This is a genomic window from Gluconacetobacter brunescens (assembly GCF_048695475.1).
Taxonomy (GTDB): Bacteria; Pseudomonadota; Alphaproteobacteria; order Acetobacterales; family Acetobacteraceae; genus Gluconacetobacter.
In genome coordinates this window covers 357966-378085 of sequence record NZ_JBLHEN010000001.1, presented here as the reverse complement: position 1 = coordinate 378085, position 20120 = coordinate 357966, and the positions used below count along the sequence as shown (strand labels likewise).

The 20120-nt window shown below is 56.1% G+C and carries 16 protein-coding genes and 1 tRNA gene; 6 read left to right on the top strand and 11 right to left on the bottom strand.

The window, feature by feature from the left end; genetic code table 11:
• Positions 1 to 74 precede the first annotated feature (74 nt).
• From ACMAUO_RS01565 to ACMAUO_RS01550, 4 genes are all read right to left on the bottom strand, one after another.
• On the bottom strand, positions 75 to 2771 hold the full coding sequence (locus ACMAUO_RS01565; RefSeq protein WP_420355253.1) for a valine--tRNA ligase: 2697 nt from the start codon (positions 2769 to 2771) through the stop codon (positions 75 to 77).
• 127 nt (positions 2772 to 2898) lie between these two features.
• Positions 2899 to 3285 (bottom strand): hypothetical protein, encoded by a 387-nt coding sequence (locus ACMAUO_RS01560; RefSeq protein WP_420355252.1) that lies wholly within the window; start codon positions 3283 to 3285, stop codon positions 2899 to 2901.
• A gap of 68 nt (positions 3286 to 3353) precedes the next feature.
• Positions 3354 to 4787, bottom strand: coding sequence for a TolC family outer membrane protein (locus tag ACMAUO_RS01555; RefSeq protein WP_420355251.1), 1434 nt, complete (start codon positions 4785 to 4787; stop codon positions 3354 to 3356).
• 77 nt (positions 4788 to 4864) lie between these two features.
• Positions 4865 to 5545 (bottom strand): protein-L-isoaspartate O-methyltransferase family protein, encoded by a 681-nt coding sequence (locus tag ACMAUO_RS01550; RefSeq protein WP_420355250.1) that lies wholly within the window; start codon positions 5543 to 5545, stop codon positions 4865 to 4867.
• A 177-nt stretch (positions 5546 to 5722) separates the two neighbouring features.
• Here ACMAUO_RS01550 and ACMAUO_RS01545 point away from each other — a divergent pair.
• Positions 5723 to 5796: transfer RNA gene (locus ACMAUO_RS01545), tRNA-Cys, on the top strand.
• Between the two features lie 91 nt (positions 5797 to 5887).
• Here ACMAUO_RS01545 and ACMAUO_RS01540 read toward each other — a convergent pair.
• The 3 genes from ACMAUO_RS01540 to ACMAUO_RS01530 form a co-directional block, all read right to left on the bottom strand.
• A complete protein-coding gene (locus ACMAUO_RS01540; RefSeq protein WP_420355249.1) occupies positions 5888 to 6982 on the bottom strand; it encodes an exopolysaccharide biosynthesis polyprenyl glycosylphosphotransferase in 1095 nt (364 codons plus the stop codon).
• Positions 6975 to 7718 (bottom strand): WecB/TagA/CpsF family glycosyltransferase, encoded by a 744-nt coding sequence (locus tag ACMAUO_RS01535; protein WP_500862070.1) that lies wholly within the window; start codon positions 7716 to 7718, stop codon positions 6975 to 6977. The genes ACMAUO_RS01540 and ACMAUO_RS01535 overlap by 8 nt, the downstream gene beginning before the upstream one ends.
• A 193-nt stretch (positions 7719 to 7911) precedes the next feature.
• On the bottom strand, positions 7912 to 8988 hold the full coding sequence (locus ACMAUO_RS01530) for an acyltransferase family protein (protein WP_420355247.1): 1077 nt from the start codon (positions 8986 to 8988) through the stop codon (positions 7912 to 7914).
• Positions 8989 to 9853: 865 nt separating this feature from the next.
• On the opposite strand from ACMAUO_RS01530, the gene ACMAUO_RS01525 reads away from it, so the two are divergent.
• Positions 9854 to 11158: a lipopolysaccharide biosynthesis protein gene (locus ACMAUO_RS01525; RefSeq protein ID WP_420355246.1), complete on the top strand. Its 1305-nt coding sequence runs from the start codon at positions 9854 to 9856 to the stop codon at positions 11156 to 11158.
• 230 nt (positions 11159 to 11388) lie between these two features.
• On the opposite strand, the gene ACMAUO_RS01520 is transcribed toward ACMAUO_RS01525, so the two are convergent.
• Together ACMAUO_RS01520 and ACMAUO_RS01515 are read right to left on the bottom strand one after the other, a co-directional pair.
• Entirely contained in the window at positions 11389 to 12393 is a 1005-nt protein-coding gene (locus tag ACMAUO_RS01520) for a glycosyltransferase family 32 protein (protein WP_420355245.1), read from the bottom strand.
• On the bottom strand, positions 12390 to 13103 hold the full coding sequence (locus ACMAUO_RS01515; protein ID WP_420355244.1) for a polysaccharide biosynthesis/export family protein: 714 nt from the start codon (positions 13101 to 13103) through the stop codon (positions 12390 to 12392). The genes ACMAUO_RS01520 and ACMAUO_RS01515 overlap by 4 nt, the downstream gene beginning before the upstream one ends.
• A gap of 173 nt (positions 13104 to 13276) precedes the next feature.
• Here ACMAUO_RS01515 and ACMAUO_RS01510 point away from each other — a divergent pair, with 173 nt between their 5' ends.
• The 4 genes from ACMAUO_RS01510 (at position 13277) to ACMAUO_RS01495 (ending at position 17565) form a co-directional block, all read left to right on the top strand.
• A complete protein-coding gene (locus ACMAUO_RS01510) occupies positions 13277 to 14746 on the top strand; it encodes a GumC family protein (RefSeq protein WP_420355243.1) in 1470 nt (489 codons plus the stop codon).
• A gap of 6 nt (positions 14747 to 14752) precedes the next feature.
• The gene (locus tag ACMAUO_RS01505; protein WP_420355242.1) at positions 14753 to 15424 is read left to right on the top strand and encodes a P-loop NTPase family protein; all 672 of its coding nucleotides are present in this window, start codon (positions 14753 to 14755) and stop codon (positions 15422 to 15424) included.
• Positions 15421 to 15996 carry a phosphatase PAP2 family protein gene (locus ACMAUO_RS01500; RefSeq protein WP_420355241.1) on the top strand — a complete coding sequence of 192 codons (576 nt, stop codon included), beginning with the start codon at positions 15421 to 15423 and terminating at the stop codon, positions 15994 to 15996. The genes ACMAUO_RS01505 and ACMAUO_RS01500 overlap by 4 nt, the downstream gene beginning before the upstream one ends.
• Positions 15997 to 16518: 522 nt before the next feature.
• Positions 16519 to 17565, top strand: coding sequence for an acyltransferase family protein (locus tag ACMAUO_RS01495; protein WP_420355240.1), 1047 nt, complete (start codon positions 16519 to 16521; stop codon positions 17563 to 17565).
• Positions 17566 to 17908: 343 nt separating this feature from the next.
• On the opposite strand, the gene ACMAUO_RS01490 is transcribed toward ACMAUO_RS01495, so the two are convergent.
• Both ACMAUO_RS01490 and ACMAUO_RS01485 read right to left on the bottom strand, forming a co-directional pair.
• Positions 17909 to 18886 (bottom strand): glycosyltransferase family 2 protein, encoded by a 978-nt coding sequence (locus ACMAUO_RS01490; protein ID WP_420355239.1) that lies wholly within the window; start codon positions 18884 to 18886, stop codon positions 17909 to 17911.
• 23 nt (positions 18887 to 18909) lie between these two features.
• The gene (locus tag ACMAUO_RS01485; RefSeq protein ID WP_420355238.1) at positions 18910 to 19836 is read right to left on the bottom strand and encodes an NAD-dependent epimerase/dehydratase family protein; all 927 of its coding nucleotides are present in this window, start codon (positions 19834 to 19836) and stop codon (positions 18910 to 18912) included.
• Positions 19837 to 20120: the final 284 nt, after the last annotated feature.

The window sequence follows — 20120 nt, the reverse complement described above, 5'->3', positions numbered from 1 at the left end:
GTCTCCATGGAAGATGTGCTGTCCTGGCATGGATTGAAAGAGAAGCGATCATGACGAAGGGAACGTGACGACCGTCAGGCCAGATATCCCAGCGCCGCCTCGACCCTGGCACGCTCGCTCTGGAACTGCGCCAGACGCTCGCGATTTTCCTCGACCACCTCGGGCTTGGCGCGGGCAACGAAATCCGCATTGCCCAGCTTGCGCTCGACCTTCACGATCTCGCCATCCAGCCGGCCGCGCTCCTTCTCCAGGCGCTGCCGCTCCTGGTCCAGATCGATGATGCCCGCCAGCGGAATCACCAGCGTCGCCTCGTCCACCACAAGCTGCGCGGCACCGCGCGGCATCTCTCCGGTCAGGGACTCGACCGCCGACACGCGCGCCATGCGGCCAATCGCCTCCGCCCAGCGTGTCGCCCGCGCGACGGTCCGCTCATCGGCATCGCGCAGCAGCACCGGCGCCAGACGCGACGGCGGCACGTTCATCTCCGCCCGCACGGTCCGGATCGCGGAGATGAAGCGCACCACCCAATCCAGTTCCGCCACGGCCTCCGCCGCGTCCGCCGGGCGCTCGGGCACCGGCCAGGCCGCCGTCATCAGGCTGCCACGCGCGCCAAAGCCGAACTCCGTCCACAATTCGTCGGTCACGAAGGGCATGACCGGCTGCAACAGGCGCAGGATCAGCCCCAGCACATGCGCCGCCACCGCCCGGATCTCGGCCGCCAGAGCTTCGTCCGCGCCATTGAAGACCGGCTTGGCGAATTCCAGGAACCAGTCGCAGAAGCAGTTCCAGACAAACCGGTAGCAGACAGCGGCATATTCATCGAAACGATAGGCTTCCAGCGCCGCATCGGCATCGGCCACCGCGCGGGCGGCCTCGTCCAGCAGCCAGCGGCCCAGCGGCGAGGTCACACGCTCGGGCCGGAAATCCGCAACCGGCGCCACGCCGCTCATCTCGCAGAACCGCGCGGCATTCCAGATCTTGGTCACGAACGACCGGTATTCCTCGATCCGCTTCTGGCCCAGCTTCACATCGCGGCCCAGCCCGGTCAGCGCGCAGACGGTAAAGCGCAGCGCATCGGCACCGTACTGGTCGACCATATCCAGCGGATCGATGCCGTTGCCCTTGCTCTTGGACATCTTCTGGCCGCGCTCGTCACGCACCAGCCCATGGATGAACACGGTGCGGAACGGCACGTCCTTCATGAAATGCAGGCCCATCATCATCATCCGGGCCACCCAGAAGAAGATGATGTCGAACCCCGTCACCAGCACGTCTGTGGGATAATAGCGCGCCAGATCCGCCGTCTTCTCCGGCCAGCCGAGGGTCGAGAACGGCCACAACGCGGAGGAGAACCAGGTATCCAGCACATCCTCGTCGCGCGTCAGCACCTCGTCCCGCCCATAATGCGCCCGCGCCTGATCCAGGGCCTGCGCCTCGTCATGCGCCACGAACACATGCCCATCCGGCCCGTACCAAGCGGGGATGCGATGCCCCCACCAGAGCTGGCGGCTGATGCACCAGGGCTGGATATCGCGCATCCAGGCGAAGAACGTGTTCTCCCATTGCTGCGGCACAAAGCGCACCTGTCCGGTCTCCACCGCCGCAATGGCGGGCCCGGCCAGGGTCGCGGCATCGCAATACCATTGCGTGGTCAGGCGCGGTTCCACCACCGCGCCGCTGCGCTCGGCATGCGGCACCTGGTTGCGATGCGGCTCGATCTTCTCCAGCCAGCCCAGACGCTCCAGCTCGGCCACCACCGCCTTGCGGGCCTCGTCGCGTCCCAGCCCTTCCAGCCCGCGCGTAAAGGCCGGATCGGCCAGCCCCTCCACCGCATGCAGGTCGTCGGCGATTTCCGCCAGCGTCACCCGCGCATCCTCGTCCAGCACGCTGGGCATCGCCAGCTTGTGCCGCCGCCCGACCTCGAAATCGTTGAAATCATGCGCGGGCGTGATCTTGACCGCGCCGCTGCCTTTCTCGGGGTCGGAATAGCTGTCGGCCACGATGGGAATCCGCCGCCCGGTCAGCGGCAGCACCACCGAACGCCCCACCAGACCGGCATAGCGTTCGTCCTCGGGATGCACGGCCACGGCCATGTCGCCCAGCAGCGTCTCGGGCCGCGTGGTCGCGACCGTGATGGTGCGCCCTTCCGCGTCATCGGCAACGGGATAGCGGATATACCAAAGGCTGCCCTGCACCTCGCGGTTATCCACCTCAAGGTCCGAAATCGCCGAGCGGAACGCCGGGTCCCAGTTCACCAGCCGCCGGTCGCGATAGATCAGCCCCTCGCGATACAGGGTGACGAACACCTCCAGCACCGCCTTGGACAGGCCCTCGTCCATGGTGAAGCGCTCACGCGGCCAGTCCAGCGAGGCACCAAGCCGACGAAGCTGGGTCGTGATCCCGCCGCCCGATTCCCCTTTCCACTGCCACACACGCTGCTCGAAGGCCTCCCGCCCCAGCGCCTGCCGGCTGGTGCCCTCTTTCTGAAGGGTGCGCTCTACTACCATCTGGGTGGCGATGCCGGCATGGTCGGTGCCCGGCTGCCACAGCGTGTCGCGGCCCTGCATCCGCCGCCAGCGGATCAGCGTGTCCTGCAACGTCATGGTCAGCGCATGGCCCACATGCAGCGTACCGGTCACGTTGGGCGGCGGGATCATGATCGTGTAAGGCTGCGCGCTGCTGCCCGGCACGGCCGAGAACGCGCATTCGCGCTCCCATTCCGCATAGAGGGCGGGTTCGATCTCGCCGGGCGAGAAAGACTTGTTCAGCATCGCAAAACCAGACCTGAGCATGAAGGAAGATAGCCCGGACAGGGCCACCCCCTCCGGTTCGCCGCTTATAGCGAACTTCGCCCCGAAAGAAACGCCGCGCGTCGGTCTACCCCCGGCGGCGCCTTCCCTAACGGGTCATCAGGGGGCTCGATCCTTCATATGACGCGCCGAACGGCGCCAGATAGGTTCCCGTCACCGGATCATGATCCGGGTCCGGGCTGCCACCCAGACTGAATTTGCCCAGCGGGCCGAGCGGAATGCCGAAATCATCGTCCCCCGCCGGCTTGCGGACCTGCTGGTCCGGAACCGGCGCCGCTTGGTAAACCGTCCGTTTGCCCACGACGTCCACCCGCTCTCCCCCACCATCCGGCGGCGTGGAGGCGGTGGAGGACGCCGCCGCCGGCACGGCCCGCGACGGAATGGCGACATAGATATTGGGGTCGAAGGGTCGATGCACCGGTCGCGCGGCAACCGCAACGGGGCCCGCCGGCATCATCAGCACCAACAAGACCATGTTTCGGCGCACCATCCCGGCCATGTCGCCCCCTGGTCACCCATTGCCCGGCAGACGCCGGAATAACGTCACCGCCCCGGCTGGTTCGCCGCCTGGTCGCTTATCCCCCATAGCCGGTCCTTGACCGCCTTGTAATAGGCGGTCTCGTCATAGCGCGGCACGTCCAGCTTCAGATCCTGCGCCGTCAGCCGGCCGATAGCGGCCGCCACCCCGTAGGACGCGGTCACGAGGTTGCTCAGGCTCTGCACCAGCGCCACCTGCGCCTGAAGCAGCGTCTGCTGCTGCTGCAACACTTCCAGCGTGGTGCTGGTGCCGACGATCGCCTGGCGTTCGACCCCCTCCAGGGCGACGATGTTCGAGGCAATGGCGATCCGGTTGCTCTTGATCGCCGCCGTATAGGCCACCAGTTGCTGCCAGTTCGACGAGGCAAGCTGCATCGCCGCCCGACGCTCGATATCCACCGCCCGATGCGCCTCGGACACCTGCTGGCGCGCCTGCCGCACGGCCGCATATTCCGACCCGCCCTGATAGAGCGGGAACTGGATATTCACCGTCGCATATTTGTCGTCCATCAAAGAGCGGCCGCTGCTCTGGTTGATGGCACGCGAATAGCTCGCCTCGGCCGAGATCCTGGGCATGATCGCCGACATGGCGACGCCGACCGCATCCTTCTGCGATGCCTCGGTAAACAGCGCGCCGATGACGTTCGGATTATTCTGCACCGCCTGGGCGATCGCCTCGTTCTGCGAACGCGCCGGCAGCACCAGCGGCTGCGGCGGCACTAGGTTGGGCGGCGGCGACATGCCGATCACCTGGGCATAGGTCGCCTGGGCCGTCTGCAACGTGCCCTCGGCCTCCTGCCGGGCAGCGCGGGCACTGGCCAGGGCCGCTTCGGCTTGGGCCACGTCGGTCCGCGTGATCTCGCCGACCCGGAATCGCTCCGAAGTCGCACGAAGCTGTTCTTGCAACACTTTTTCGTTATTGATGTTGAGTTGCAGCAATTGCTCGTTCTCGATCACGCCCACATAGGCGCTGACCACGTCGCTGAAGACCTGCTGCTCGGTCGCGATCAGCCGCGCCCGCTCGGCCATCACTTCGTTGACCGCCTTGTGGGTGCTGGCCGTGGTCCGCCCGCCGGAATAAAGCGGCTGCGAGATCGTCACCCCGGCCGTGTAACCCGGAACGTCGTATTTCCGGTCATATCCGGCATAGCCATCCTGCGCCGACACGCGATTGACGCCGGAGAAATAGGTCATGCCGGCATTGCTGGTCACGGTGGGCCGCCACCCGGCCAGCGCCGTGGGCACCTGCTCATCGGTCGCGCGCAGGGTCGCGCGCTCCTTCTGCAAGGTCGGGTTGGTCAGGTAGGCCGCCGCCATGGCCTCCTGCAACGTATGGGGGATGAAACTGGGCGAACCGCTGCCGTCATAACGCTGCGCCCACGCGGCCGAGCTGCATAACAGGGCGGCCAGGCCCGCCCCGATTCCGCATCCGCGCTTCATTCGCCCCTCCCCGAAAATGCTATCCGGCGTTGGGTATCGCATTTCCGGGTAAAGAATATATCAAACGGTTTCAGGCTTCAGAATGCGAAGGCCGGCGCCGGTTCCAGTTCAGGCAGCAGCGGCAGCGCCACGTCGAAGACCGGCCGCGTCGCGAGCCCGCTTGCCGAGGCTTCCCCGATGCTGGCCGTCGCCACCCCGCCTTCGGGCCAGATCACGCAGACAATCCTGCCATGCGGTGCAAGCTGCCCTGCCAGCGCCGGCGGCACCGCACGCACCGCCCCGTCGATCAGGATCAGGTCGAACGGCGAATCGCCCGCAGCACCCGCCGCCAGCGTACCATCCCGCCAGACCACGTCCGGCGCCTCGGCAGCGCAGAATTTCTTGCCGATCGCGCTCAGGGCCGCATCCGATTCCAGCGCCACGACCTTCAGTCCCAGACGCGCCAGCAGGGCCGCGATGTATCCGGTCCCCGCCCCCACCACCAGCGCGCGCTGCCCGTCCTGGGGCTCGCCGATCTGGACCATGCGGCCCGCGATCCGCGGTTCGGTCAGCACCCGCCCATGGCCCAGTTCCAGGCTCTGGTCGGCATAGGCGATGGCCCGCAGCGAATCCGGCACACAGGCTTCGCGCGGCAGCAAGCGCATGGCGGCGACGATTCGCGGATCATTGATCTGCACGGGTCGGATCTGCGCATCCACCATCCGCTGCCGCGCGGCATCGTAATCGAGGATGGCATCTCCAGGCGCGGACTGGTTCATGGCGTTCCCTTCGCAACGTAACCCACGGCACGGGCCCCATCATTGGTGGTTCCCTGGGGCATTTCCCTAGCCTGAGCCCGTTTTATGTCCCTACGCGCCATCTGCCTAGCAGGCCCGTTGCACACAACGGCTTGACCAGCGCCCCGAGAGCGTGGATATAGCCAACGCACCATGTCGGGTCCGGTGGCAGAATGGTGATGCAGCGGACTGCAAATCCGCGTATGTGGGTTCGATTCCCGCCCGGACCTCCACTCCGTTGGATGGGATGCCCAGACCCAACGGCTCATGAAATACCCGACAGCAAGCCGTGACGACAAAAGAAACGCCCGATCTCATTTCCAATCAATAAGTATCGTCATTCTTAAAGAGCACGATATAGATAGTTTCCATAATAATTTTCAGATCCAAAAACAAAGACCAATGATTTATATAGAAAATATCGTAACTCAGCCTTCTTCTTGCATCCCTTAATGTTTTAACTTCTCCACGGCAACCTTTGACCTGCGCAAGCCCGGTAATTCCCGGGTTTAATTTATGTCGAATTAAATAGTTCTTAACGACGTCCTCATAAATGCCCTCTCCCACCCGCATGGAAGCAACATGCGCACGCGGACCGACAATCGACATCTGCCCTGCCAGCACATTCCATAACTGGGGGAGTTCATCCAAGGAATAGCGGCGCAGATAGCGGCCAACCCGCGTAACGCGCGGATCGTCCCGTACCGTCTTCTGCACACCAGTCGGATCCGAGAGATTCGTATACATCGTCCGGAATTTGAGGACCGGAATGGGATTCGAATTGAACCCGTAACGCATCTGTTCGAAAAAAATCGGCCCCTTGCTGTCGCATTTGATCAAAATAGCAATGAAAGCGAAAACAGGAGACAGAATTAAAAGAAGAAAAATCGAAATAATTTTATCTTCCAGAAATTTTACAACACAATCCAAACCGGATAGCGGCTGCTTTTCTATAAGAATCATAGAAAATTCAGCCTCCGGCGACGCACCTTTGCCGCTGGAACCCGATTTTCTCAGTGCGATCTCGATATCGACGGGCAGGACCCGTATCTTCTGAAAGATATCAAGGAACCGCTCCCTGCTCAGGGAGAATATGGACAGGATAATGATGTCAGGCAGAGTCTGCCGACAGAAAACCAGCAAATCGTCGAGATTCCCCAGATACTGCACCGAGGGCTTAGCCTCTTCCAGTCCCCTGGTCCGATCGTCGAAATTTCCCAGAATCTCATATCGATCCGGAGCCTGACGGAGCCAGCGCGCCACCTTTTCCGCATCCGCGCCTGTCCCGACGATGACCACGCGCTTTCGCTGTGACAGCAGGCCGCCGCGCAGAAAGGATGCGGTCCTTCTGACGCTCGACGCCGAAATACGTGCCGCCAGATAGGACGCTTCCGCCTGAAGATCAGATATATCAGCCAAAACGAAATAGATCCCTGAACATTGCAATCAAGAATTCATACAGCGCCCAGACATATCGTCTTATCAGGCGTCGAGGCTCCAGTACGATCCGCCAGAACCATTCCAGATTGAAACGCTGAACGATAGCCGGGGGCTTGGGCAGGAGGCCCAGGGCGACGATCAGCGACTGGCCGATACATAACGCCCAACAGGGCGGCAGATCATCCTTATACCTGCTGACGAACAGTTCACTCCGTGGCGCCCCGACCCCCATGAAAAGCAGGGTCGTCCCGTGGCGGCAGATCAGTTGCGCCATATGTCGTGATTCGATCGCGTTATTTTCGAAACCGAAGGGCGGAACATAAAAGGCGAACCCGGCGTCGAGACCATGGACTCGCGCCCATTCAAGAACGGCCTTACCCGTCCGTTCACTATCCACCACGGCGAAAATACGATGTTTCTTCAATGCCTCCGGCATCGACATCAAGTCTTCGGTGATCTCACGCCCCGTCACCCGACCCGGCAGCGGCAAACCACGGCAGCGGCCGTAATAATAAAGCGGGAAGCCGTCGCACGTCAAAATTTCGGCCTGCCCACATGCCTTCCGAAATTCATCATTCGTCCGCATCAGCGCAATATGCTGGATATTCGGCGTCACAAGCAGACCCACGCCTTCATTCGGAGTTCTGACATGCTCTGCTATAAGATTCGAAATTTCACTAGCCGATAACGAACTAAAAGGCAGGCCAAACAACATAAGGACCGATCGAGGCACATGCGCCGACATATTGTTCGAACCTTTAACCATTATATAATTTGAAGCAAGATATCGCCGATCCGCACCCAAATGAACAGCGAATTCGCACTTCGCCTATTCGTTTCTCCGCAGACACATCTGCTCTTGGCACCAGCGTGAATGAAACGAGCCGGATGCATCCCTGAACGCCTCCTTATCTGATCGAAGATGGCGCCAGATAAGGCTTCCCGCTGCGAGGCATAATGAAGAGCGCGCTCATGCCGTAAGAATTCGCATATTTGTATATCACAATAGGGCAGAAGACACCCACAATCGTACCGAATGCCGTCTGGACGTACAGGTCATTCATATGAAAGAACCCATGCAACACAATACGCGCACCGCTTCCGGCAATGACATGGATAAGATAGATAGGCATGGAATATTTTCCTATATATTTTATCACACCCATCCTATTTTCTAAATTTATACTTATGCCAATTATGAATAAAATTGAAATCAAAGATAAATAAAGAGAGAAAAATCCTATTCTGGTGTAATTAAAGCCACAGAAAAAATGAAAAATATACTGCGAAGAAAAGGCCGCAACCAAAAGAAAAACTATATATTTCTGACACATTCCCTCAAAGAGAACCATGAATTTACCGCACAATATGCCAACAGAAAAATATACAGCGTTCGCAAGAAACAAATCAAATATGAATGGCGCGTGAAGTCTATCACGAAACACACATAGAACCGAAAGAATTATGGTCACCAAAAAATAATTCACTTTCACAAAAGCCGATTCAAATATAATAAAAACAACAAAACACATCATCAAAATGTACAAAAACCAAAACTGATCCCGCGGCGTCCACATAATGGAAAGCAACTCGATTGGCCTAAAGTGACTATTCGTATAATGCGATAAAATTATTTCTATACATCCCTGCACTATCGACCATACAATATATGGGTAAACGATAGTATCGAACTTATTCCTTATAAGTCCGTCACTATGGCGTTTTCCCAGGGAGTTATGAAAAAACAGCCCGGACACAAAGAAAAAGAGAGGCATGTGGAAGCTGTATATAATACTATCCACGACGATCAGAGCGCTGTTTTTTTGTACAATCCCAGCCTTTTCTATTCCTCTGAGCACATGGCCCAGCACGACCAAGATTATTCCAATGCCTTTAACATTATCTACCCAGGCATAGTACCCTTTGGACGACGTTTGTCGTGGCACAGAAACGGTTTGCGCGTAAACAGCATCTGCTCTAACCATACTTTCTCTCGTTCTTGCCTGTCCGCCCCAGGGAGTTGAATAAATTCTTCCCGGTGTCTGGAGATTTTTCGCAACAATATCAAATCAATATAATTCTACCCGGAGCCTGTCTGAAAATGCATGTTGGCAAGCGAGTGCGACTGGAAACGGGCCGCGCCCATCATGTGTTTCCGAGCAGCGGAGCAGCCTTGATGGCCGTAAGCCTCGAAACGCAGGAAACGCAGGCCGAATCGCCGCCAGCATGTATTTTCAAACAGATTCTCAGCATTTCACTTCCCAGACACACTCTCCCATCTGGTCGCACGTCCTCCTCGGGGGGCAGTGGCTGCCACCCGGTGAAAGAATGTCGGGAACCATGAATGGCCCAGAATCCACCGGAGAAAGCGGCGGAAGTTCCTTCGGTTCAGGCGGCACCAGATCATTGGGCTCAGCACATTGGGACACATGTTTGCATCGTCCCCATGTACAGTCCCAGACCCACCTGCAGGCATGCCGACCGACTTGCTGCTCGATCTCCCGTTGGGCCAAAGCAGCCTCGGATGCTTGTAAAACGACAAGAATGGTCGCGATCACCAATAGACCGGCTTGACCAAACCGATGCACCGTCGGTCGCCATCCGACCCTGCATCCCGCCCCTTTAGGCCACACGAACGCCCTCTTGCCGCCCCCTGTAATGTTCTTTGACAATGACATTATAGATGCCTTACCCGATCGGGCCTGGAATTAGGAGCAGGAAGAGCAGCAACAGATAGACCAGACGCAAACGCGATCATTCGCCTTCAAATACATGCAACCGATGCCCGGCTTCTCACTGTAGCCCCGATCCGTTGCCCGTCAAATCCTTGTTTTGGCGCTTCATCAAAGAATGTCGAAGGGCTATATCTGTTTTGGCACGTCCCGCGCGCCCCTGTTCCGCCATGAGTCCTTTCTGCCAATGCGTTTTCTGATTTCCCTGTCCGATCAGGCACTCGGCGCCTTGCTGACCTTCATCGTGAATCTGTGGATGGCACGTGAGGGGCTGCCCAACTCCTATGGTGTTTATGCCTTATGGCTTGCGGTCGCCTGGATCACCGGCACCGCTCAGTCGACACTGATCACCTGCCATCTCGCGGGACTGAACGCGGTTGAAAAGGATGAAAGAGCAGCAGCCGAACGTTTTTTGCTGACGATCCAGATCCTCTTCGCCCTGGCCGCTTTTGTCACGACAGCCGTGGTCATGGCGGTACTCGGTCACTACCACAGCAAGTTCCATGCCGTCGGCGCGGTCGTTTTTGTCCCGCTCTTTCTTGTCTATCAATATACGCGCGCCCTGTTCTTCGCCCATCACCAGGTCGGCTTCGCCACAGCCCTGACTGCGACGTCTCTGCTTGTCTTTATCGTCGCTGCTTCAACATGCTCCCTGGCCGGGCACGCCCCTACACCCGACATCGGGCTGCTCCTGGCCGGCGGCTCATATGGTAGCGCGGCACTCGCCTGGCTGGTAATCGGGACCAGCGGGCAGCGTCCCCTGATCCACTGGCGCGACATGCGCCCACATCTCCATTATCTGCACAGTTCGGGCTGGATCATGCTCGGTGCCGCATCGGCTGAACTCACCAACCGGCTGTTCAACTTTGTCGGTGCCTGGCGTTATGGGCCGCCCGCTCTCGCAGAACTGACCGCAACACAGGTCGTCATCAGGCCGGCCTGGATGCTCAACGCGGCATGGTCGTCCATCAGCCTGCCGCAACTTTCCAGAATGTGGGCCCATCACGATCGCCACCCTTTCATGAAGACGCTCGCCGCAGGGCTGGTGTTGCCACTGGTCGGCAGCATCCTCTGGACCGGCAGTGTTGCACTGAGTTGGTCGGAACTGTCCCACCTGCTGTACAAGGGGAATTATCAACAGAGCAGTTCGCTGATCCTTCTTTGGGGCGCAAATGTCATCCTCGGCGGCCTGTCTGCTGTCGGAGGCACGACCCTTCTGTCCATGAAGCGATATCGTGTCCTTGCGCTATCCGATCTGGCAGCCGCCCTGACAACATGCTCGAGCATGGTCATCATCGCCATGAATTCCCACTCGTCCATGGTCATTGTTGGAACCCTTGCCGGCCAAACGGTTCAATGTCTTTGCATGATATATATTATCCGACGAATCCTGGCCGGTTCCCACATGGTTTCGAAGAAATGACCCACCTGTACCAGGCTTAGATATACCCCTTGCATCTCGGTTATCGGCGTTCGATATCGGACAGCAAGCTACCAGCAGTAGATTGCGTCGCTCTCCGGCTTGTTTCGCCCTGAACATCAGATGCGCGAGAGCACATGCATGGGCAACAGTTACGCAACTTCCCACGCTCATTACGCCCTGAATGTCCGTTCTGACCTATCGCATGGTGGTATAATATACCATTCCCGGGATTATTTTTTCAACAACGACAAGTAACTTTTCTTGCTGAATAAATTAAACTTCCATATTACATTAATGAGATATCTTTCTGCGTGCGTTATTTTTATAAGGGACGGCGGCTTCGCCGGCATTTTATTCGCACAAAGCTTCAAGGCAATCTTGTAGGGAACCCATTGAGACAATACGTGATATAAAAACGCAGACCGCATAGCGGCTCGCAGATGAACGGAAAAGGATGGAACCTGCCGCATAGCCACCTGCGCCGCGAGATACGCAAGAAGATATTTGGGGTCTTCGACACCTTGAAGGATATCTCCATAATCGGATCTATTTTTCAAACCTGAAAAATATATATCGACGCCCAGGGTAACTTTCTTGAATTCGTCCCTCCAGGCCCGAATAAACGGATCGTCCGGCGGCGATGCGATCAGCCAGTTTTCAAGGACTGGGAAATGTTCGACCCTTGTCCAGTTCTCATAATAAAACCCGACAAAATTATATCGTCCGCTCGAGAACTTTTCATAAATCCAGGAAAAATCTTCAAATACCAAAATGGTGGCATCAAGCCATATGCCGCCATAACGCAGTATCAATTCCAACCTGATCAAATCGGACTTCGTCGTTGCCGACAGCCCCGCCTGCCTCACCATATAATCATCTATATAATGAGACAGAGTGTGACAGTTCAGCAAGCGAACATCGCAATCTGGGTTCAATTCGCGTAGCCGCTCTACCACAGTATCTATATATTTTGGATAATCTGGATTGTCCCAGTACATCCATATAATCTTGGGAAGACAAACCCCTTCTTCTTCTGAATTTAAAAAGGATATTTCACCAACAGCACCAGCCTCTGGGGCTTCTTCAAATGAAGACGGATAATAAAACAACAAATATGTCAAAAGCGCTTTAATTTTTCTCAGATTTTCCCAAATCTGATCATGATTCCATTTCCGACACCAACCATCACAACAAACGCCCCCTTTCCGAGAGGGCGGTCGCACGGAGCCGATCAATAGAAAACGCTCGACCCCATATTGTAATTCAGTGTCTTGTTAAATGGTATGGCCTTGTCCAGATACTGGTCGATGAAGATATCGAATGACGCGATTGCGGTCTTGGGCACAAAGACCAGGTCACCAGGTTGCAGCATGACGTGATCACTCATATCCGCCGTATTCATATAATGCCGCAGATCTATCGTCCGCAGCATCGGGCGCCCGTCAGCACGGTGACGGATCAGTACTGCCTGGGACAATTTGGCCGAATCGATGGGACCGCCGGCGGTAACAACCGCCTGCATGGCATCCATGGCACCTTTGAGCGGGTAGATCCCCTGCGTCTTGACCTCACCGCCAACATAAATCTGCGCCGCCACATAACTACGTACAATGATATCGAACGCAGGATGTCGCAGGTAGGCAGCGTACCTTTGCTGCATGCTGCTCTTCAACGTCGCAAGCGGCATCCCCGCCGCCATGACCGTTCCCAGCAGCGGCGCCGTGATCGTGCCGTCCGGCGCGATTGACAGTTCATTTTCGTTAAGTTCTGGGTTAAGAGTATATTGAATAGCCAGTATGTCTCCCGGAGAGAGCCGGTAGGGAACTGGCTCATCCGTCCAGGGAACGAAATTACGTGCGCCATGAGGTTGGGGATCAAGATGCTGGATACAGCCCGTGACGCATATGGCAAACAGCGTGACTAACAACCGGCGCAAGAATGTCACAGCCAACTTGTTCCTTCAGATCAAGGTTGCTTTCTCAATAAAGCTTTCCGGGGGGCAGAGCAATCGGTCTGATGCGATACGGAGCGCATCGCGCAACATTTCGCGTTTCACACCGGGCGCCATTCATGGTAGCACGCAATATATAACGACAGTGTTGGCGGTCTGAACTTACCATGAAGGAAACCCTCCAGCTTCGCCTGACCAGCAGGTCGATGTCGTACGCGCAACATTCGTTGCGCGATATTCTGGCCGCGATTTTTTATTATAAAAAAAGTATCCTCATCGCTGCACTGGCTCCGGTCGTCCTCAGCGTCATGGCCACCGTCACTGCGCATCGGATCTACACGGCCCAGGCGCGGCTGCTGATCCTTTATGGCGGCGAATATGTCTTCCACCCGCTCGGGCAGGAAAACGGCGGCGACGTCGCCATGGATCGCAATCAGATCATTCAGGGTGAACTGGAAATTCTCCAGAGCCCCGCATTGGCGGAACAGGTGATTCAGGATGTGGGGGTCCGGCGCCTTTATCCGGACATTCCCTCTACCCGGCAGGGGGAACAGCAGGCGGCCAGTCGCTTGCTACGGGACCTGCGCGTCGACGCCATCCCGCAATCCAATATTCTGGAACTGTCCCTTCGCAACCAGAAGCGTCAGACGGCTCTGGATACGCTCGATACCATTATCCACGACTATATTGTTTATCACGGGAAGATCTTCGCAGCGAACCGGGACAGCGGGCCTGCCCAGTTGGTGGCTCAGTTGGCAGCCCGGCTGAATGCCGCCGAAGACAAGCTCGTTGCCTTCAGTGTGGCACATAATATCAGTGACCTGCCGCAGCAGACGACCATCATTCTGCGTCGCACCGGCGATCTATCCGACCAACAGACGAACATCGCCAGTGACATAGACAATCTCGATGCCCAGATTAAGATTCTGGAAGGCACATTGTCATCGACCCCCGCACGAATCGAACTGTATTCGGAAACAGATGTCGGACTGGCCCGCAAGACAATGCAAGACCGCCTGGCGCGGCTGCAAATTCAATTAGCCGATGCCCGGCAGCGCTATCAGGACACATTCCCCCTGGTCGTCGATATTCGACATCAGATCAGCGATATCAAACAGCAGATCGAGCAGGCAGCCCCGCGCGAACTGAATGTGAAGCGCAACGGCATCAACGGCGTCTATGATGAACTGAACCAGCAACGAATCCTGCTGACATCACGGGTGGCAGGTCTCCGTGCCAAGCGGGTCGCCATTGATGCCGAAAAAAGTGCCCTTCAGACACGCCTCGCCGAACTCACCAATCTGTCGGGTCAATATCGAAACCTGCAAACGACTCGAGATTCGCTGACTGAAAGCTATCGGACACTCGAAAACAACGTCGAGGCTTCGACGATAGGCTCATCCCTGGCCCAATTGGCAAGCGCCAATATCCGCGTCGTTCAACCCCCGAACGCTTCCACGCACGGCTCAACGCTGCGGCTGCCGATTCTAGCGACTGGTCTGCTACTCGGCATGATCGCCGCTGTCGGTGTCCTGGCCTTCCGCGTTTCCACCCAGAAGATCTTCGTCACTGTTCGCGATGTCGAACATGGCCTTCGCCTGCCCGTTCTGCTATCTATTCCTTTGTATAAGAAGTAACGCATAGTGAACGACATACCTGCTACAGCCGACACGACAAACGGCCTCCACGCGTACTTGGTTTCGGAAAACGAAATAAAGCGGCTTCTTTATATGGTGCCGCGCCAAAAAAATAACGCAACGATTCTACAGTTTATCGCCACCCAGACCGGGATCGGCACAAGCAGCATTACACGTGAATACGCAGCCGTGGCCGGCGGCGAGATGGGAATTTCCACGCTTCTCCTGTCGCTCGACGAATCGACCGTCGTCACCGACGACGATCTGGCACGAAAATATCATCTATCGCCTTCTGTCCTGCTCCCTCCCGCTGCCGAACTCCCTTCCGCAGACCAGGTCAGATTCCGCACGGTCAGAGATTCGACGCTGACTGTTGCCGTAGCGACAGCGGACCAGCAAAAGCATCCCGCTGACTGGATCGCACTGCTTCAGACGTGGCGGCCGTCCTTCGAACTGATTCTGGTCGATGCGCCTCCTCTCAGAAAATCATACCTTGGTGTGGCACTTTCTTCCCATGTTGACGCCTCCATTATCGTAATCGGCGCAGAGGAAACAAATAAAAGTGATGTGAAAGACCTTATTTACAGAATACAGGAATCACGAGGCAACATAATTGGAGCAATTTTGAATAAACGCCGCTCCCACATCCCAGATATTCTGTACAATCTTCCGATATGATTTTTTATTCGACAAACATTGAGCGCGCGGTTACCGATTTTGGAGATGGGGCAGTCCTGCTCCCGATTTTCGGCGTGTCTATTGTTCTATTTGCAGCCTTTGGATGGATGCGTGGTGCCATCGTCTGGGGGGCCCTGTCAGGTACGGCGTTAGCCATATTGATGATGGCCAAGCTCATGGGTCTGGAATGGGCGTATCTTTTTGCCAGCCCCGGCCGGGCACTCAGCGTCAGCGGCCATGTCTCGGCCGGCAGCGCGATCTATGGCAGTCTCCTCAACTTTCTGATTTTTCGCAAAAGAACGAACGTATTTGCCTATTTGCCGATTCCGGTCCTGGTTGCCTGCGCATTGTCCTATACGCGCCTCATGCTTCATTCGCACACGCCTACCGAGGTCGTATTAGGGGGTATTCTCGGCGTTTCAGTCGCCTGGACATCTAGTCGCATACTCATTCCCATGCCATCCCGGTTGATTATTCCAACATTTGCAATCATGTTGATTGTCATTGTGTCCTTTTACGGCGAGCATTCCCATACTGAAACGTTTCTTCAGTCCCAGTTCTCCGCTTGGTGACCGGATTCATAAGATTGCTACATTCCTATGCGGGTATCCGCATGTGGTTCAGTGTCTCCTTTTCAGGGCCAGAAAAACGCTGATCAACAATTGAGAGTTCGGATTCTGGTAGAATCCTGCAACTCTGAGTGGAGCAGCATTCCACTCGTCGACCGATTGCACTACGGAGCCCCGTCCCGCACCCGCTGACGGAGACGCTGGAGCGAGATCGGGCGGCGTGATGGCCACGGCTTATTGTCGCTGTGGAGTGGAGCGTAGTGTGTCTGGGCGGCCGCTTGAAAAGCAATCCGTGCCGGGTCAGCAAAAAGCCGCTTCTTCGGATGACGACTTCCAGCCAAGCCTTATCACCGCGTGAAAGCTTCACCAGATTCCCTTGGCCACTGTGCGCCTCCCCTCTGGAAGGGCCGGCCAAGCTGCGCCATAATTCTGCCATCAGATTGCCCGCCATCGCAGCCCGATCATCATGACGATCTGTCGAGAATCGAGCCTTCTGCACCGTGATGAAGGACACAGCGTGCATTCATGCCAGGAAACGTGACGAAATCTTCTTATATTCCATCGTTGGATGGGATACGGGCCATTTCCATCATCATTGTCTTATTCAGCCACGCAGGCGTGTCCAAGCTCATACCGGGCGGCTTTGGCGTTACAATTTTCTTTTTCCTGTCGGGATTCATCATAACTACCCTCATGTTCAGAGAACATGACAAGAACGGGACCATATCGCTAAGGAATTTCTATATCCGCAGAGCCTTGCGGCTGACCCCTTCTCTGCTCCTGTGCATAGCCGCAGCGATCATTCTCGTTCTACTCGGCGCCGCGCACGGCACTATTGATCCATTGACCTTGACCAGTCAGCTCTTTTTCTTCTTCAACTATTTTTCGATATACGGGAACGCCCATCCCATAGATGGTCTAAGCGTCTTGTGGTCCTTATCAGTAGAAGAACATTTTTATCTGATCTGGCCGACTGTCTTTATTTTATTCATGAAAAATAGAGTCCATATCGTACAGATCGCCGGATTGGCCGTTCTTTTGCTCATATGGCGATATATCAGGTTATTTTTTCTACATGATACGGAATGGACCATTTACACTCTGACGGACACGCGGTTCGATAGTTTGATATTTGGATGCCTTCTCGCTATATTGCAAAATAAATATAAAATAAAACAACAAAATAACTATATTTTAGTCTATTCTATAATATTTTCTTCAATTTTATTTTTGATTTTTAGCCTTCTTTTTCAAGAAGATAGTTTCAGATCGACATGGAGATACACCATTCAAGGGATTGCTCTGCTTCCGTTATTCCATTTTTCGGTAACGATGCCAAATTTGATAATCTTCCGTCCACTAAACTGGACGATCTCACGCATGATAGGTGTGTGGTCTTACAATATATATCTCATTCACTATGTCATCATCCTAGCGTTCGAATCACACAACTTGGCTCCATCACATAAGATCATTTTTGCATTGATCGTTCTGTTCCTATCCTCGATCTGGGCGGCACTCATTTTCCACTTTGTCGAAAAACCGCTCCAAAAAATACGAAGGAGGTTCTGAAGAAGACGCAGGACTCGGCAGTCCTGAACGATGCTCAGGATCGGATTCCAGGTCATATGCCCTTGCAGACATAGTAATGGAGCATGGTCAAGGTTGGCGGCCCAAGTGAGGTATCTTCCACTCCTGAGCAATTCAGGTCGAAGGCAAATGACTTTCTTCCATTTTTCATCGTGAGGGCAATGGATATCTGTGGCCTTGCAAGCCTGTTCCTGTAATAGCCATTCTGCGTACCAGCATTGCCCGACATGAGACTAACATTGTTCGTCTTTTTATGACGGTCACAATCGGTGCTCTGTCGTCTCATGCCCATCACGGATGATATGCGGCCAGCAGTCAGGCAGTTTTAGCGCTGGCTGGCAGCTTCGATCGGATAAAGCGGGATTTTGTAAAACCAGAAGCATTTTCCCGCTGCGCCGGCCATTTTAAGCAGCAGCGTGGCCAAGGCTGGCGTCAGATGTGTACCACGCATGACATAAGGCACGACATGAGACAGCAGTAACAGGCATCCACCGACGCATTGCAGCAGGCCGCGCAGCATGAGACCTAAGGCCGCCCCCCCTGCATGGTCGGTGTTATGAATGACAGCGGCAGCAAAAACCTGCCCGCCACTAAATGCACGCAGGAACAGATAGCGAAAGCGCATGCGATTGGCCGGCACCCATTCGAAAACAACGGCCGACCCACACCAGACAATGCGCAGACCCTCTCTTCGAAGCCGAAGAAAGAGGTCGAGATCTTCGCCACCCGACTTCCCGAACGTCGGATCAAAGGGCGCTGCGCCCTTGAAGCACCTCCATCGCTTCCATATCGAAGCATTGGTGGACACGGTCACCGGGCACCCGCCGCTCCGCCCAAGCGGTATGGGTGTACCGTCCGACATTGGCCAGGACCGCACGAACTGCCGGCACTCTTCATCCCAGACAGGCGGTTTCTCAGCCGGTCGCGCGGATACGGCAGAGAGCGCGCAATCAGCGCCGCTGGCATCCAGCGTGGCATACATCCGATCCAGCCAGCCGGCGTCGATCGTGACATCATCATCCAGAAACGCAATGATATCAGCTTTCGCGGTTGCGATGCCCCGATTGCGCGCAATCGAAATATTGGCTGGCTGCGCGCTAACATATCGGACAGGCACAGGCTGTCCTTCATAGCGCTTCACAATGTCGCTTCCATAGCCCGAAGGGCTGTTGTCGGCGATCACGATTTCAAAGTGCAATCCATTCGGGCTCGCATGAGCGATGCACGCATCGATCAGCCGCGTCAGAGATTGGGGACGATTGAAGGTACAGATGACAATAGAAATAAGCGGCGTTTCCGTCACGTGCGCGACACCTTTACCTTGGATTACCGTATGGTCGCCAGACCGTCTTCCAGCGTGATCCGCGCGGACCAGTTCATAACCTCATTCGCCTTGTCTGTCGGATAAAAGACCTTCCGCTTGAACAGGGCAAGCTCACTGATTGCAGGCGCACCGCGGACCCAGGCGAACCTGTCCGTTCGCAACAGTTTCCTGATCAACTTGAAAGGAAGCGCGACCAAAACACGTCCATAGAGAACCGGCAGCGCGATATGACGCAATGGTCCATATCCGATCAGGTTCGCCACCTTCTGGAACCAGCTGTTCCAACTGATGCAATCCGGGCCATTGATATTGAAAACCTGCCCCGCCGCTGCACGAACGACAAGGGCAGCCTCGACTGCGGCCGCGACGTCATCCACATGCACGAGATTACATGATCCCGCACCCGCACTGCCGAAATCGCCCCAATATCCGCTCCGAATACGGCGCTCCAGATCCGTTACCCAGAGTGGGCTATCCGGACCATAAATAATGGTCGGTCGCAAGATAACGATTTCCAGCGCGGGAAAGCCTTCCGCCACCTCCTCCGCCATGGCTTTCCAGCCCGCGTAATTCGACCACGTTCCCTTGATACGAGGCGCCGCTTCCGAAACGCTCCCATCGGCCCCACCATAAACCGAGACGGAACTGATCAGCACAACACGCCTGACACCCGCAATGCGGCAGGCTTCAAGCAGCTTCCGCGTGCCGGCTATCACCACATCCGCACCGCCCACGGCGCAATGCACCACACAGTCGACATCGTGCAGAATACGGGCTTGCATCGCCGCATCCTCTGTAACATCCAACCTGAGCGTGTTATCGTTCGGCTGGCGCGCTGTGGCCAGCACCTGCATGTCGGGCCTTGCACCCAAAATGTTCACGACGGCTTTTCCAAGAAAGCCATTGCTTCCCGTTACGAGCACTTTCATGAAAACGGCCTCCTGGCCTGCCTCTACCGTCATGCGATGGAAACTATAGAAATTCGAAGAAAAGTTGCGATTCTAGAGAAACAGGACCTGTTGGCACGCATGTGGCTCGATCGGCCGGACATAGGTGCAAACAGGTCTGGGAAAGTGGGGGCGGAATGGATAGATCATGCAGATCGGCCTGATTAACGACGGTCTGACACTCCTGGAGACACAAGACGTTCATGACTTGACGTGGACGACGGAATAAAGAAGCACGGCACGGGCATGCCTTCGCGTCCCACGCC